We start from the raw sequence: 15,853 nt of genomic DNA on the forward strand, positions 1-15,853 counted from the left end.
GACCGGGTTCCGTGTGCAGAATGGCAGGCTTTGGTTGCTTGTCCTGCCCGTCTGTGGCAACGCTCCCGCAACGACGATAAGCGAGGATGCGCGCATGAAGCTGGACCCATCTACCAGCGGAGGCGATCTGACGGCTCAAGCCGTCGCCGTGCTCGAGACCGGGCATGCGGACGTGCCCCCTACTTTCCCCCACGTGCTGTTCGGCCGGGTTCCTTCGGAGGACCTGGCGTCCTATTCGCCGCAGGCCCTCGCGGATCTGGCGGCGGCGGCCTATGCGCATCTCAAAGCGCCGCGCCGCGAGACCGACGCGGATATCCGCCTGATCGATATCGAGATTGAGCGCGAAGGCCGGCCCCGAGACGTGACGGTCCTCGAGGTCGTCAACGAGAACATGCCGTTCCTGCTCGATTCCACCTTGGCGAACCTCGTCGACGAGGGTTACGAGCCGCTCCTGGTGGCACATCCGATCCTGGCAGTGGAGCGTGATGCGAGCGGTGCGCTCGTTCGCCTCCTCGGCGAGGCGACGGCCCAGGCCCGCGTCGGCGTGAAGCGGGAGAGCTTCATCCACATTCATCTGCCCCGCATCGACAATGCAGAGGAGCGCGACCGGCTGGTCGACACCATGCGGCGGGTCTTCAAGGACGTGGCGCTTGCGGTGAACGATTGGCCAGGAATGCGCGCCCGCGTCACGGAGATCGTGCAGAATTACAGGCTTCATCCGCCGCCGCTGCCGGAAGACGAGGTGAGGGAGGCCGTCGCCTTCCTCGACTGGATTTCCCAGGACAATTTCACATTCTTAGGGTTGCGCGAGTATCGCCTGCCATCCGGTGACACGGCGGCCGACCCGGTTGAAGGATCGGGCCTCGGTCTATTGCGCGATCCCTCGGTGAAGGTTCTGCGCCGTGGCCGCGAGCTCGTGGCCATGACCCCCGAGATCCGGTCGTTCCTGGATCTGCCGAAGGCTCTGATCATCACCAAAGCGAACGTCAAGTCGCGCGTCCATCGCCGCGCCCATCTCGATTATGTGGGCGTGAAGCTCTTCGACGGGGCAGGACGCCTTGAGGGCGAATTGCGCATCGTCGGGCTCTTCACGGCGAGCGCTTATACGAACACGACCGGAGAAGTTCCTTATCTGCGCCATAAGGTGGCGAAGATCGTCGCCCGCGCCGGCTTTGATCCGTCGAGCTATTCGGGCCGTTCGCTCCTGAACGTGCTTGAGAACTATCCGCGCGACGAGCTCTTCCAGATCGACGAGGACACGCTCTACCGCTTCGCGCTGGACATCATGAGCCTGTCGGAGCGGCCCCGGATCCGCGCGCTTGCTCGGCCGGATCAGTTCGACCGCTTCGTGTCGGTGCTCGTCTACGTTCCCAAGGATCGCTACGACACCGATATTCGCCGCCGCATCGGCGAGTTCCTGGCAAGCGTCTACGAGGGGCGCTTGTCGGCCTCCTACCCGGCCTATCCGGAAGGTCCGCTCTCGCGCACGCACTACATCATCGGGCGCGACGAAGGCGAGACGCCGGACGTCTCCCGGGAGACGCTGGAAGCGGGCATTGCCGGGATCGCGCGGACGTGGAGCGACTCGCTGCGCGATCAGCTCGACGACACGATCGGCGGCGCCCGCGCGCGGGCGCTTGCATCCCGCTACGCGCATGCCTTCAGCGCCGCCTATCGCGAAGCTTTCGGAGCCGAGCAGGCGATCGCCGATATTTCCATCCTTGAGCAGCTCTCCGAGGCCCGTCCGCGCGCGGTCGATCTCTATCGTCGCGAAGGCGACGAGGACACGCGCGTCCATCTCAAGGTCTTTTCGCGCGCCACGGCTCTGCCGCTGTCCGAGCGTGTGCCGCTTCTCGAAAATCTCGGCTTCCGGGTCGTGAACGAGAGGACCTATAGGGTCATCGCTTCCGGCGTCACCGGCATGGACCGGGTCTGGCTCCATGACATGACATTGGAGCGCGCGACCGGCGGGCCCATCGACATCGATGCGATCCAGGATCTCATCGAGGCTGCACTGCTTGCGCTGTTCCGCGGCCTCGCCGAATCTGACGCCTTCAACCGTCTCGTGCTTGAAGCAGGGCTCGGCTGGCGCGACGTCGCCATGATCCGCGCGTTCGGGCGTTATCTGCGTCAGATCCGCATTCCTTATGCGCAGGACTATCTCGCCGAGACGCTGGCGCGCCACAGCGCGATCGCGGTGAAGCTGGTGGAATTGTTCTATGCCCGCTTCGATCCGCGCATCGAGGATGCGGAGGTCCGAGCGAACAGCGAAAGCACGCTTCGGGCGGAGATCGAAGATCTCCTGAAGAACGTCACTAGCCTCGACGATGACCGCATTCTGCGCCGCTTCACGAACCTGATCGAAGCGGCCGTGCGCACCAATTTCTTCCAGCTCGAGGACAATGGCCTGCCGCGGCAGACCATCGCGTTCAAGTTCGAGTGCGCGAAGGTCGACGGACTTCCGCTGCCAAAGCCGCTCTATGAAATCTTCGTCTATTCGCCGCGGGTCGAAGGCGTGCATCTGCGTTTCGGCAAGGTTGCGCGCGGAGGATTGCGCTGGTCGGACCGGCCGCAGGATTTCCGTACCGAGGTGCTGGGCCTCGTCAAGGCCCAGCAGGTCAAGAACGCGGTGATCGTGCCGGTAGGTGCTAAGGGCGGATTCGTACCGAAGCAGCTGCCGCCTCCCGGCGACCGGCAGGCGTGGCTCGCCGAGGGAACGGAGAGCTATCGCATCTTCGTGCGCACGCTGCTGCAGCTCACCGACAACATTGAGGGCGATCACGTCGTTCCGCCGCTCGAGACCGTGCGGCACGATGGGGACGATCCCTATCTCGTGGTCGCTGCCGACAAGGGTACGGCGACGTTCTCCGATACGGCGAACGCACTGTCAGTCGAGAAGCATCATTGGCTCGGCGATGCGTTCGCATCGGGCGGCAGCCAAGGCTACGATCACAAGAAGATGGGCATCACCGCCCGCGGTGCGTGGGAGGCGGTGAAGCGCCACTTCCGCGAGATGGACGTGGACATCCAGAGCGAGCCCGTGACCGTGGTCGGCGTTGGCGACATGTCGGGCGACGTGTTCGGCAACGGCATGCTGCTGTCGCGCTCGCTCAAGCTGGTCGCAGCCTTCGATCACCGGGACATCTTCCTCGACCCGAATCCGGACCCGGAAACCGCCTTCAAGGAGCGCGAGCGGCTGTTCAACCTGCCGCGTTCAAGCTGGCAGGATTATGACAAGAGCCTGATCTCGAAGGGCGGTGGCATCTTCTCGCGCAGCGCGAAGTCGATCCCACTGTCGGAAGAGGTCCGCGCCGTGCTCGGAATCGACAAGGCACAGGCGGCGCCGGGCGAGGTGATGAGCGCGATCCTGAAGGCGCCGGTCGGCCTCCTCTGGTTCGGCGGTATCGGCACCTACATTCGCTCTTCGTCGGAAACCGACGAGCAGGTGGGCGATCGCGCCAACGATCCGATACGCATCACCGGATCGGAAGTGCGGGCGCAGGTGATCGGCGAAGGCGCCAATCTGGGGATGACGCAGCGCGGCCGCATCGAAGCGGCACGCTCCGGCGTTCGTCTCAACACGGACGCGATCGACAATTCCGCAGGCGTCAACACCTCCGACGTGGAGGTGAACATCAAGATCGCCCTGGCCGTTCCCGAGCGAGACGGGCGGCTCAGTCAGGATGCACGCAACGCACTGCTTGTCGAGATGACCGACGAGGTCGCCAAGCTCGTGCTGCGCAACAATTACCTGCAGACTCTGGCTCTGTCGCTCTCCGAGCGGCGCAGTGTCGCCGACATGGGCTTCGCGCGGCGTCTCATGCACATGCTCGAAGCGCAAGGCCGCCTCGATCGCAATGTGGAGTACCTCCCCGACGACAATACGCTGGCCGAGCGCGCCCGCCGCGGCGAAGGCCTGACGCGGCCGGAAATCGCCGTGCTTCTCGCCTATGCGAAGCTCTCGCTGCATGACGAGCTTCTCGAAAGCACGGTTCCGGACGATCCCTATCTCGGCAAGGAGCTGGATCGTTACTTCCCGGTGGAGATGCGGGAACGTTTCCCCGATGCCATCGCCAGCCACCGGCTGCGGCGCGAGATCATCGCCACGCAGCTCGCCAACGCGATCATCAATCGCGGCGGCCCGACCATGGTGGCACGCCTCGTCGACCAGACGGGAGCCGATGCGCCGACCATCGCAGCGGCCTATGCAGCAACCCGCGATTCCTTCGGTCTCACGGAACTCAATGCCGCCATCGATGCCCTCGATGGCGTGGTGCCGGGCGCCGTGCAGCTGCGGCTCTACGGCGACCTGCAGGATCTGCTCATGAGCCGGATCGTGTGGTTCATCCGCAATGTCGACTTCACGAGCACGACCCTCGACGAGGTGATCGGGACCTACGCGGCCGGCATTGCCGAGATCGAGCGGGGCCTGCATGACACCTTGTCCCACGAAGCCCGGGAAACGTGGGACGCCCGCACGAAGGCGCTGGTGGATGAGGGGACGCCCGAGGATCTGGCGCGTCGCCTCGCGGCTCTGCCCGATCTGGTCGCCGCCCCGGACATCGTGCTCACCGCGCACAAGACCGGCAAGCCCGTTACCGAGATCGCACGCACCCATTTCGCCCTCGAAGGCACGTTCCGTCTGGGTTCGCTCATCGGTGCAGCACGGGAGATCAGCGTCAGCGATTACTTCGATCGTCTGGCGCTCGATCGGGCGATCGACAGTGTCGCTTCCGCTCACCGCAACCTCACGGCCGAAGTCGCCGCGCAGGAATCCTCGGGAGAGGAAGCGGTTCAGGCCTGGAGCGAAAGGCGTGGTGCCGACGTCGCGCGGATCCGGAACGCAGTCGACAGCATCGTCCATTCGGGACTGACGCTGTCGAAGGTCACGGTCGCGGCAAGCCTTTTGGGCGACCTGGCGCGGGTGTAAGGCACGAACGAAAGGACTCGCCGCATGGCGGCGGGGCGGTCTAAGGAGATTCCATGAACGATCACGACGTCCTGGAATCCCGACCGCCGGCGGTTGCGCGGATGACAGAGCCGGCCAGGCGAGCGTCGCGCTCCGCCATTCTCGGCTGGCTCCTGTTCGACTGGGCCTGCCAGCCCTTCTTCACCCTGGTCACGACCTTCGTGTTCGCGCCGTTCTTCGCGGCGGCGCTGGCGCCGGATCCCGTCACCGGGCAGAGCCTCTGGGGCTACGCGACGGCCTGCGCGGGGCTGACTCTCGCCTTCCTGTCGCCGGTGCTCGGCTCCATCGCCGATGCCACCGGACCGAAGAAGCCGTGGATCGCGGCCTGCGGGCTGGTGCTCTTCGCGTCTTCCTTCGCCTTGTGGTTCGCGGCGCCCGGCGCATCCTATGCAATTCCTGTCGCCCTCGTCGGCTTCGGAATCGGGACCGTCGCAGTCGAAGTCGCGGCGGTCTTCAACAATGCCATGATCCCCCATCTCGTGCCGCCGGAACGTTTCGGACGCCTCTCGGGGACCGGATGGGCCATCGGCTATCTGGGCGGGCTCGTCTCCCTCGTGATCGTGCTCGGCTTCCTTGCGGCCAGCAGCGATACTGGCAAAACCGTCCTGGGCCTTGCGCCCCTGTTCGGACTCGATCCGGCGCTGCGCGAGGGCGATCGCATCACGGGCCCGCTCTCGGCGGTGTGGTTCCTTATCTTCATTATGCCGCTCTTCGTCTTCACACCGGACATTGCCCGCTCGTCTCTGAGCCTGCGCGATGCCGTCGCCAAGGGACTGGCTCAGGTCCGGACCACGATTGCCGACGCCCGCCGGCACGAGAGTGTCGGCCGCTTCCTTCTCGCCAACATGGTCTACCAGGACGCGCTCGTGGCGCTCTTCGCCTTCGGCGGCATCTATGGCGCCGGCGTTTTCGGCTGGCAGGCGACGGAGCTTGGCGTTTTCGGCATCCTGCTCACCATCACGGGCACCGTTGGGGCTCTGATCGGCGGACGCCTCGACGACCGGTTCGGCGCGAAACCGGTCATCCTCGGTGCGATCGTGATCTTATGTCTCGTGTGCTTCGGCGTGTTGTCCCTCGGTCCGGGCCATGTGCTGTTCGTGATCGAGACCATACCCGCCCGGCCCAGAGACGGCCTCTACGGCAGTGCGCCGGAGAAGGTGTTCCTGGCCCTGGGCCTCGTGATCGGTGCCGTGGCCGGTCCGCTCCAGGCCTCGTCCCGCAGCCTTCTGGCACGCCTCGTGCCGGCCCATGAGGCGGGGCGGTATTTCGGACTTCTCGCTCTGTCGGGCAAAGTGACCTCGTTCATGGCGCCCCTGATGGTCGCGGTCGCGACCAGCCTGTTCCAGACCCAGGCCGCAGGCCCTGCGGTGCTGATTCTTTTCTTTCTCGCCGGGGGTGGATTGATCGCCGGCGTGAAGCGCGCGTGATTGGACACGCGCCGGGACCGGTGACGCTTGAGCCCGTTCGGCCATGACGTTACGATGACGCTGATTGAAGGAGGCCATTTATGTCCCTGAAAAGGTTGTTCACAGAGCATCCGGACGCCGTCGGCGAGTCCTATTTCGAGCATATGGGCGTAGCGCTCAGCTTTGCCTGGCCGCTGCTCGGTGCGGGCTTGGCTGCGCTCGTCCATGCTTTCCTGCCTTTCCTGTGCGTGACGACCGCCAGCAAGACGGTGAAGCAGCTCTACGCGCGCATGACCAACCGCACTCCCCGGCCAGTCCAGCAGGGCGCGAACGATCGCATGCTGGCATGGGATCCGGTGATCTGATCCCACGGATGCTCTGAAACACGCGACTCAAAAGTGCATTCCACTTTTGAGATCCGGCTGATGCATCTTTTTGAGCAGTGCATCGTTTGATACCGGTCGCCAGGCCGACTTTTCCGCATGATGCGCCGGAGGGCCGGAACCGTTGCCTTTCCTTTTGCGTCTCACCTCTGTTGAGCTTGCAACAGGAGGTTCGCGATATGGGAAGGAGCATCGCTGTCGTGGCAGCCGCCGTCATGGGAGCCATGAGTCTCGGATCGGTTGCAGTCGCCCGCGAAATCGTGCCGTTCGATGGCGCGGTCGCGCCTGGCACCATTCTGATCCGCACGGCCGAGCGCAAGCTCTACTACGTCCGCAGCGACGGCACGGCTTTGCGCTACCGGGTCGCTGTCGGCAGGCCGGGCAAGCAATGGTTCGGTGAGGCGCGGATCGACGGGAAATACGTCAAGCCAGCTTGGGCTCCTCCTCCCGAAGTCAAGCATGACAATCCCCGCCTGCCCGCTGTGATCCCCGGCGGTTCTCCCGGCAATCCCATGGGTGCACGGGCCCTGACCCTCGACGGCGGCGAATATGCCATCCACGGCACCAATCGCCCGGCCTCCATCGGCACCTACGCTTCTTACGGCTGCATCCGCATGCTCAACGAGGACATTGTCGATCTCTACGATCAAGTCGCCGTTGGAACCCGCGTGATCGTGGAACGATGAAGCATGGCCCTTAGCCGCCGCGCCGATCTGCGCCGGGTGCGCCCACATTTCCGCTTCAGGCAAGGGCTGCCGGAACTCCGCCTGTATGAAGAACGCAAGCACCTTCCTCAGGGAGGATCACGCGCCTCGTAACAACATCGATAAGCCCGGCAAATGTCTTGGCCACGTAGGTCTGCTCGAGGACAAGCGCCTCAAGCTGCCCGAAAAGACGGCTGGCGTGAAACGAGTCCTCCGTTGGCGCGCCATAACCTTGGCCGAGTTGGTTCATGTGAACACGCACTGAGTCCATCATATTGATCGCTGGTACGAAGCCCGTCAGGCGACAGAGGTCATCCAATATGTCGGCAATTCTCTTCCGGAGAACCTCTTCCTGATATTCGACGCTGACGAGATGAAAGGTCCAGGATTGCCTTAGAATGGCAGCGCCGAAAATCATGCCGGCCTCCGTCACGCCCATGGAACCGGGCATTATGACGTGGCGAAGTTCGATCTTCTGGTCCCTGGTCTGGTCAAATAACTCTTGGGCTGCGCGTGCATAGCCCAATGCGCCGACAACTGGGTCGCCAATCAGATAGGGCCGTCGTCCTGCGGCCTCCAGTGCGATCATATGGCGTTTGGCCAGAAGACCACGTTCTTCCTCGTCGACCGGACCGAGAAAATGGATCTTTGGGCCCATCAACGCGGCGATGCGGAGGTTGGGATGGGTCCTTTCATCACCGGCATAAAGGATGTGACATTCGAGTCCGAGTTTTGCCGCCGCCGCCGCCGCAAGGCGGCACTGGTTGGACGCAGTCGCACCAGCAACGACAAGCACGTCGCAATTCCGATCCAGGGCCTCACCGAGCCAATATTCGAGGCTTCGAACCTTATTTCCGCCGAGAGCCAGCGACATGCAGTCGTCGCGCTTGATCCAGAGACCCGGATGATTCAAGTGCGCTCCAGCCCTCAGCATGGTCTGCAAGGGGGTCGGACCATCGAGGAGTGCGACGCGGGAAATGGTGCTCAGCATCCGCTCAATCCAGATCGACGGTCCGAGCCATTCCGACGCGACGCTCGGCCCAGCGAGCAAAACGCAGGACAGGATAGCAATACAAGAAATAAATGAAGGCGATCAGGCCGTAGATGAAGAGAATGTCGCGAGGATAGCGCAGGATCGACACTTCACCCTGGCGGGTCAGCTCCGAGATGCCGACGACCGACAGAATCGCCGTGCTCTTGATGATCATCACATAGACACTGCTCATGGGTGGCACGGTCAGCTTCAGAGCCTGCGGAAAAACGACATACCAAAGGCGCTGGATTCGATTCATGCCGAGCGCCGTCGCAGCTTCGGATTGTCCGCGCGGCACGGCTTCGATCGCGGCCTTTATGATCTCGGCGACGTAGCTCGATGTATAGACCGAAAGCGCTACGAAGGCAGCCGTGCGGGAATCCCAGCTGAGCCAGGAAATGCCGGTATTCGGCAGGACGAAATAGAACACATAGAGCTGCACGAGAAACGGCGTACCGCGCAGGACATGGATGTAGAGCCCGAAGAGCCCGGTCAGGAGCGGTATGCGCTGACTCCGGACGACGCCGATCAAGGCGCCGATCAGGGAGCCGACGACAATCGCCACGAGCGACACGTAGAACGTCTCGAGAAAGCCTTTCCATAGGAAGGGCAGAAGGGATGTCGTGACGGACCAATAGTGCTCGAGCATGACGTCAGGCCTGCGCGTTCCAGGCCGGGCCCGCCAACCATTGTTTGACACCGCGGGACAGGAGCAGGATGGCCAAATAAATGAGCAGATAACCGAGCGCGATGGTGAGAAAGCTCTCGTTCGGTTTCACGCGCTCGCTGTTCAGGAGAATGCCTGCGCTGGTGAACTCGAAAACCGTAATAATCGAGAGAAGGGACGTATCCTTGATGAGAACGGCGGTTTGCCCGAGGAGGGGAGGCAGGGTGTTGGCGAAAGCCTGGGGTAGAACGATGTACCGAAGCCGCTGCCCGTAGTTCATGCCGACTGCCTTGGCAGCTTCGATCTGCCCGCCGGGAACGGATTCGATGCCGGCACGGATGATCTCGCCAATATACGGCGTGCTGTTGAGAACAAGAGCCGCGATTCCGAAATACATGTCGTTCCAGCTCTTTGCGAACGGCAGCAGAGCCGGAAACCCGTAATAGACCAAGTAGATCTGCACCAGCAGCGGCGTTGCGCGAATGAAGGCGACATACGCTGCTGCGGGGCGATGAAAGGCATCGCGCTTCGAGAGAAGGGCAAGGGCGATGATCGTGCCGAACACGAGTGACAGGACAAGGCTAACCCCGGCAGCCGTCAGCGTATTGCGAAGCCCTTCCGCGAAGCGGTCGAGATACTGCGCGACAATGCGGTAATTGTAGAAATCGAGAAGCCAGGTCATCCGGGTGTTTCAGTCTTCGCCAGAGAGAAGACGGCCGGTACGGTGACCGGCCGTCAGACTGCACTACTTGTGGTCTTTCTCCCAGTCGGAGCTGTTCCACCAATAATTGACCTGGTTCTCCAGTCGGCGGTCGGCCGTGATCAGCTCCACGTAGTTGTCGAGCCACATCTTGAGATGAAACGCATTGCCTTGAACGGCGAAGGCGAGGGGTTCGCGGGTGATGACGCCGTCGAGGATTTTCAAATTGCCGAACTCCTTCACGAAGTTGGTGACGTTGCCGAGGTCGGAAACTGCGCCATCGAGACGGCCGCTGGAAAGCGCCTGGGCCACTGCCGCGGTGCCGCCTGCGAACTCCTTCAGAGTTGCCTTCGGCATGTATTTCTTGACGGCGTCACCGTAGGAACTCGCCTGCGTCGCGCCGATGTTCAGGCCCTCCTTATTGAGATCCTGCCAGGACTTCGCCTGGGAGTCCTTGGCGGCGACCGCTACCGTCTCCTGATAGAACATGGGGCGGGAGAACAGGAGCTGGGCTGCCCGTTGAGGAGTGGGCGTCATGTCGGCAGCGATCATGTCGACCTTGCCGGCGAGGAGGGCCGGGATGAGGCCTTTCCAGTCATAATCCTGGATCGTCAGCTTTACTCCGAGATCCGCCGCCATCATTTTTGCAAGCTCGACAGCGAGGCCGGTACGCTCGCCCTTCTTGTCGACGAAGCTGACAGGAGCTCCCTGGGTCTGAACGGCAATGCGCAGCTCGCCGCGCTTAAGGATTTCATCCATCTCGTCGGCATGGGCTGCAGCCCCGAGTCCGAAGCAGGCGGTCACTGCCGCCAAGATGATATTGCGAAGTTTCTTCATTGTTCTCCCCTCTGGTGAATGGTTGAGGCGTTCTTCCTAAGCGTACGTTCGCCTCAGAGAATTTGGTCGAGAAATGCCCGGGTTCTCTCGTGAGACGGTGAAGTGAAGAAGGAGCCGGGCGTCCCTTCCTCCACAATCCGTCCCGCATCCATAAAGATGATACGGTCCGCAACCTCGCGTGCGAAGCCCATCTCGTGCGTCACCACCGCCATCGTCATGCCTTCGGCCGCAAGCCCTCGCATCAGGTCGAGGATGCCACCGACCATTTCCGGATCGAGCGCCGATGTCGCTTCATCGAAGAGCATGATCTTAGGGTCCATCGCGAGCGCCCGCGCAATCGCCACGCGCTGCTGCTGACCGCCGGAAAGTTGGCTAGAATAGTGGTTGGCGCGATCGGCGATGCCGACCTTCTCCAAGAGACTTTGCGCACGGGACAGCGCTTCGCTGCGCGACCGCTTTCGAACGACAATCTGTGGCAGCACGACGTTCTCGAGGGCCGTCTTGTGCTGGAACAGATTGAAATTTTGAAACACCATGCCGATCTCGGCCCGCAGGCGGTTGAGATCGGTGCTCCTGTCCGCCAAAGAGACTCCGTCGACCATGATGCGGCCGGAATCGAAGCTTTCAAGGGCGTTCAGCGTTCGGAGCAGGGTGCTTTTGCCAGATCCAGACGGGCCAATGATGACAAGGACCTCACCCTTCTCAAGAGTCAGCGAGATATCGTCGAGGGCGCGATGCGCGCTGCGTCCGTGGGCAGAGCGGAAGGTCTTGGAAATATGTTCGACGGATACAATGGGGTTTGCAAACATATCTTATGAGTTCTGTAGAGGATCTGCCTAGAACAGCTCGACAAGGACCGCCGGATCAGGCTGATGAGAGTACCGGCATTCTGGATATCGGCCTTTAAAATGCCTCCGAGCCCCCCCGCCATCAAGTGTTCTTCCAGTGGAAGCCTAACGACGGTCGGAGTGATCTCTTGTGTTCGTCGACAATAACAGAGTCGTTGCCGCACTCGCGCACTTTCAGAAACGGCCAGGGTGTACGAAAGAGCAAGATCTATCCTGCGCGGGGAATGAAGGCCATAACCGGAACGTCCGACAGATGAAAAGACTGAGTGTTCCCTTTCGCATTGTCAAGCTAACCGGAATATATGAAATAGGAATAGTTGCATTCAATGTGCCCCCGCTAAGCTTTTGAGGGCGAACCTGTTCGCCCCACAGCAAAGATTCAAAGTCGACCTCGCCGAGCTTCTGGGGATGCACTGGCGTTCCGACACTCTTTTGGAGCTGGAACATAGCTGTATTTGAGATGGTTAGATTAGGCTGTCCGGAGATCGTGGATGCGCCTTCGCCGTCGAGATTTTCTGCTGACAACGGCTGCTATCCTGGGCGGAAGCCATATCGCGCTGGCTGACAGCATATCGGGCAGCTTACCTTGGGAGCCTGATGCGGGCATCCCACCCGAGCGCATAAAACTGGGATCCTGGCTTTATTTTACCAGCGAGGAGGCGAGGACCGTCGAGGCTCTCGCGGACCGGATCATCCCGCCCGATCCTGCGACGCCCGGGGGAAAGGACGCCGGTTGCGCTGTTTACCTTGATCGCCAGCTGGCGGGGCCATACGGCAGCCAGCACGGTCTTTATGTAAAGCCGCCCTTTCTCAAGGGGCTCAAGCAGCAAGGCCCTCAGACAGAGGATGGCCCGGCGCAGGTCTATAGAAAGGGCCTCGCCGCCCTGAACCGCTATAGCTCCCAAGGGCAGGATGGAAAGGTTTTCGCGGAACTGACTGGCGAGCGTCAGGATGAAATCCTGAAAGGTTTGGAGAGCGGCAAGCTCCAACTTCCGGAAGCCGACGGGCAGGCTTTTTTCGAAGCGCTTCTTAAAGATATCCAGCAAGGTTTCTTCGCCGATCCGATTTATGGCGGCAATCGCGACATGGTCGCCTGGCGGATGATTGGCTTTCCAGGTGCGCGCTACAATTACCGGGATTGGGTGAATCGTCACAACGAGCGTTACCCGCTCCCGCCTGTCGGCATCACGGGACGTCCCGAATGGACGCCGAAGAAGAGCTGAAAGGGGTGCGATGAGCCGCAAGCTTCCTCACAAAGATGTCGTTATCGTCGGCTTCGGCTGGGTAGGCTCGATCATGGCGCAGGAGCTCACCGACGAGGGGCTGGAGGTTATCGCGATCGAGCGCGGTCCCTGGCGGGACACGGCCACGGACTATCCGCCGACTTATGATCAGGACGAGCTCCGCTATCGCATCAGGCATGAGCTTTTCCTGCGGCCGGACCAGACCACGTTTACATTCCGCAACAAGATGAACCAGACGGCTCTTCCCATCCGCACATGGGGTGCCTTCATGCCGCCGAACGGTGTTGGAGGAGGCGGCGTTCACTGGAATGCCGAAACATGGCGCTTCCTCCCATCCGATTTCGTTCTGAAGACACATCTCACGGAACGCTACGGGGCAGATTTTCTGCCTTCCGACATGACTATTCAGGATTGGGGCGTCACGTATGAGGAGCTGGAACCGCACTACGACCGCTTCGAATATCTTTGCGGTACGAGTGGAACAGCGGGCAATCTGCAAGGTCAGATCCAGGAGGGAGGAAACCCCTTCGAGGGGCCGCGATCAAGGCCCTATCCCAATCCGGCCCAACCGCAGCCGTTCAGTCACACGCTCTTCGGCAAGGCGGCCCGCGAGCTTGGCTACAAGCCATTCCCGCAGCCGTCGGGTAACATGTCCCAAGCCTACACCAATCCCCTGGGTGTGCGGCTCGGACCCTGCACCTATTGCGGCTTCTGTGAATGGTTCGGGTGCGGCAATTACTCGAAGGCCAGCCCGCAGACCACGATTCTGCCGGTGTTGATCCGGAAGTCCAATTTCACGGTCCGCGACAACAGCGAGGTTGTTCGGATCAATCTTGACCCGTCAGGGAAAACTGCGGCCGGCGTCACCTTCGTCGACACTAGCGGCGAAGAATGGGAGCAGCCCGCCGACATTGTTATCGTGTCGGCCTATGCCATCTTCAATGCCCAATTGATGCTGCTTTCCGGCATCGGCAAACCCTACGATCCTCTGACAGGCGAAGGCGTGATGGGCCGAAACTTCACGCACCAGACCATTTCAGATGCCGTCGGGTTTTTCGACAATACGAAATTCAACTTCAATCCGTTCATTGCCTCCGGCTCGATCGGGATGTGCATCGACGAGTTCAACGGCGACAATTTCGATCATGGCCCGCACGGTTTTGTGGGCGGCGGCTATATGGGGCAGGTGCAGAGCAATGGACGTCCCATCGAGACGACGCCCGTTCCCTCAGGGACGCCGCGCTGGGGCGCGGAATGGAAAGCCGCCGTGCGCGACAATTATCTCAGCTCGGTCAAGCCGGGAACGGGCGTGCATGGAAGTTTCTACAGCTACCGGGATGTCTATCTGGATCTGGACCCGATCTACAAGGATCGCTTCAACCGCCCTTTGATGCGGATGACCATCGATTTTCATGACAACGAACTGAAGCAGAACGCCTTTCTGACCGATCGCTTCGCCGAGATCATCCAGGCCATGGGGGCCAAAAAAGTCGATAAAGAATATCGCCAGGGCCCTTATGACATCACCAAGTACCAGACGACCCATCTTTGCGGCGGCGTGATTATGGGAACGGATCCGCGGACAAGCGCGGTCAACCGCTACCTTCAAAGCTGGGACGTCCCCAACCTCTTTGTCGTCGGAGCGAGCGCCTTTCCGCAAAACGCCGGCTACAACCCCACGGGCACGGTCGCTGCGCTGGCCTATTGGGCGGCGGCCGCCATCAGAGAGCAATACCTGAAGAATCCTGGAGTTCTCATCCATGCCTAGGCATTCGGGAGCATCGGGCGTTGCGCTTTCCACCCTTGTGGCCTTGGCGTTCTGCACCAGTGTATCCCCTCGAGCCGCAGAGAAGCAGGACGCACAGGATTTCACGCAAATCGAGCGGGGCCGCTACCTGACAACGGCAGCTGATTGTGCGGCCTGCCATACCATGCCGGATCAGAAGCAGCCCTTCGCCGGCGGACGGCCGATCGAGACGCCTTTCGGTGTGATTGTCGCGCCGAACATCACACCCGACCGCGAGACGGGCATCGGGACATGGACCGATGATGAGTTCGATGCGGCCTTAAGACAAGGCAAGCGCCCCGACGGGTCGCGGCTTTATCCGGCGATGCCGTATCCGGCCTATACCAAGATGTCTCGGGAAGATGTCCAGGACATTCGAGCTTATCTTGCCACGATTGCCCCGGTCCACAATCAAGTGGAACCGAACCAACTACCATTCCCGTTCAGCGTCCGCGCTGCCATGATGGCCTGGGATGCTCTCTACTTCCAGGAAGGCGAATTCCGACCGGACGCGACCAAGTCCGCAACCTGGAACAGAGGCGCCTATCTGGTTCAAGGACCCGGGCATTGCGCCTCCTGTCATACGCCGAAGACAGTTCTTGGCGGCGACAAGACGGAGCAGGCTTTTCAAGGAGGCGTCATCCAGGGATGGTTTGCACCGGATCTTACGAACGACAAGGCCACGGGCCTTGGTTCCTGGAGCGCCGAGGACATCGTCGCCTATCTCGGGACAGGGCATAACGCCAGTACGGCAGCGACCGGACTGATGGCGGAGGTGGTCGAACGCTCGACCTCGAAAATGACCAAGGCGGACCTGGAGGCTATTGCGGCTTATCTCAAAGACCAGCCCGCCGCGGGCCATACGGCGACAGCGGTCCAAGCCACGGATCCGCTTATGGTCGCAGGTGGGGCTATCTACCACGACGTCTGTTCCGCCTGCCATGCCATCGACGGCACCGGCGTGCCCCACCTTATTCCATCCCTCGCCGCATCTCCCTCCGTCCATTCGACCGATCCCACGACGCTCGTCAGAGTCACACTGAGCGGAGCCCGCAGTGTCGCCACGGATCAGGAGCCGACGGCTCCGGCAATGCCGGCATTCGCTTGGCAGTTTAATGACGAACAAATCGCAGCGGTGCTGACCTATGTGCGAAACAGCTGGGGTTCTGCTGCTCCTGCCGTCACTGCGCATGATGTGGAGACAAAAAGAGTGGAGCTTAAGACCAGAGGCGAACATTAACGGCAGACAAGAAACTGGTCGGAGCCTTTGCTCGAC

The 15,853-nt window shown here is 61.5% G+C and carries 12 protein-coding genes; 7 read left to right on the forward strand and 5 right to left on the reverse strand.

Annotation, left to right across the window (positions count from 1 at the left end):
• The first annotated feature begins 94 nt into the window (after positions 1-94).
• The 4 genes from K9B37_RS05205 (at position 95) to K9B37_RS05220 (ending at position 7,444) form a co-directional block, all read left to right on the forward strand.
• Positions 95-4,930: an NAD-glutamate dehydrogenase gene (locus tag K9B37_RS05205; protein WP_224311815.1), complete on the forward strand. Its 4,836-nt coding sequence runs from the start codon at positions 95-97 to the stop codon at positions 4,928-4,930.
• A 53-nt stretch (positions 4,931-4,983) separates the two neighbouring features.
• Positions 4,984-6,396 carry an MFS transporter gene (locus K9B37_RS05210; RefSeq protein WP_224311817.1) on the forward strand — a complete coding sequence of 471 codons (1,413 nt, stop codon included), beginning with the start codon at positions 4,984-4,986 and terminating at the stop codon, positions 6,394-6,396.
• Between the two features lie 80 nt (positions 6,397-6,476).
• On the forward strand, positions 6,477-6,740 hold the full coding sequence (locus K9B37_RS05215) for a DUF6356 family protein (RefSeq protein ID WP_224311819.1): 264 nt from the start codon (positions 6,477-6,479) through the stop codon (positions 6,738-6,740).
• Positions 6,741-6,973: 233 nt separating this feature from the next.
• Positions 6,974-7,444: a L,D-transpeptidase gene (locus K9B37_RS05220; RefSeq protein WP_439651691.1), complete on the forward strand. Its 471-nt coding sequence runs from the start codon at positions 6,974-6,976 to the stop codon at positions 7,442-7,444.
• A 55-nt stretch (positions 7,445-7,499) separates the two neighbouring features.
• Here the strand turns inward: K9B37_RS05220 and K9B37_RS05225 are convergent, their stop codons facing one another.
• From K9B37_RS05225 to K9B37_RS05245, 5 genes are all read right to left on the reverse strand, one after another.
• Positions 7,500-8,453 (reverse strand): 1-aminocyclopropane-1-carboxylate deaminase/D-cysteine desulfhydrase, encoded by a 954-nt coding sequence (locus K9B37_RS05225; RefSeq protein WP_224311823.1) that lies wholly within the window; start codon positions 8,451-8,453, stop codon positions 7,500-7,502.
• A gap of 4 nt (positions 8,454-8,457) precedes the next feature.
• Positions 8,458-9,144, reverse strand: a complete 687-nt coding sequence (locus K9B37_RS05230; RefSeq protein WP_224311824.1) for an amino acid ABC transporter permease — start codon at positions 9,142-9,144, stop codon at positions 8,458-8,460.
• Between the two features lie 4 nt (positions 9,145-9,148).
• Complete coding sequence (locus K9B37_RS05235; protein ID WP_224311826.1) at positions 9,149-9,844, reverse strand: amino acid ABC transporter permease; 696 nt, start codon at positions 9,842-9,844, stop codon at positions 9,149-9,151.
• A 63-nt stretch (positions 9,845-9,907) separates the two neighbouring features.
• Positions 9,908-10,699 carry a transporter substrate-binding domain-containing protein gene (locus tag K9B37_RS05240; RefSeq protein WP_224311827.1) on the reverse strand — a complete coding sequence of 264 codons (792 nt, stop codon included), beginning with the start codon at positions 10,697-10,699 and terminating at the stop codon, positions 9,908-9,910.
• Between the two features lie 53 nt (positions 10,700-10,752).
• Positions 10,753-11,508 (reverse strand): amino acid ABC transporter ATP-binding protein, encoded by a 756-nt coding sequence (locus K9B37_RS05245; RefSeq protein ID WP_224311829.1) that lies wholly within the window; start codon positions 11,506-11,508, stop codon positions 10,753-10,755.
• 530 nt (positions 11,509-12,038) lie between these two features.
• Between K9B37_RS05245 and K9B37_RS05250 the strand changes: the two genes are divergently transcribed.
• The 3 genes from K9B37_RS05250 to K9B37_RS05260 are packed head-to-tail and all read left to right on the forward strand — an operon-like array spanning position 12,039 to position 15,817.
• Positions 12,039-12,770, forward strand: a complete 732-nt coding sequence (locus tag K9B37_RS05250) for a gluconate 2-dehydrogenase subunit 3 family protein (protein WP_224311831.1) — start codon at positions 12,039-12,041, stop codon at positions 12,768-12,770.
• Positions 12,771-12,780: 10 nt separating this feature from the next.
• A complete protein-coding gene (locus tag K9B37_RS05255) occupies positions 12,781-14,559 on the forward strand; it encodes a GMC family oxidoreductase (protein ID WP_224311833.1) in 1,779 nt (592 codons plus the stop codon).
• Complete coding sequence (locus K9B37_RS05260; protein WP_224311835.1) at positions 14,552-15,817, forward strand: c-type cytochrome; 1,266 nt, start codon at positions 14,552-14,554, stop codon at positions 15,815-15,817. Before K9B37_RS05255 ends, K9B37_RS05260 begins: the two co-directional genes overlap by 8 nt.
• Positions 15,818-15,853: the final 36 nt, after the last annotated feature.

The organism is Microvirga puerhi (assembly GCF_020089865.1).
Classification (GTDB): Bacteria; Pseudomonadota; Alphaproteobacteria; order Rhizobiales; family Beijerinckiaceae; genus Microvirga; species Microvirga puerhi.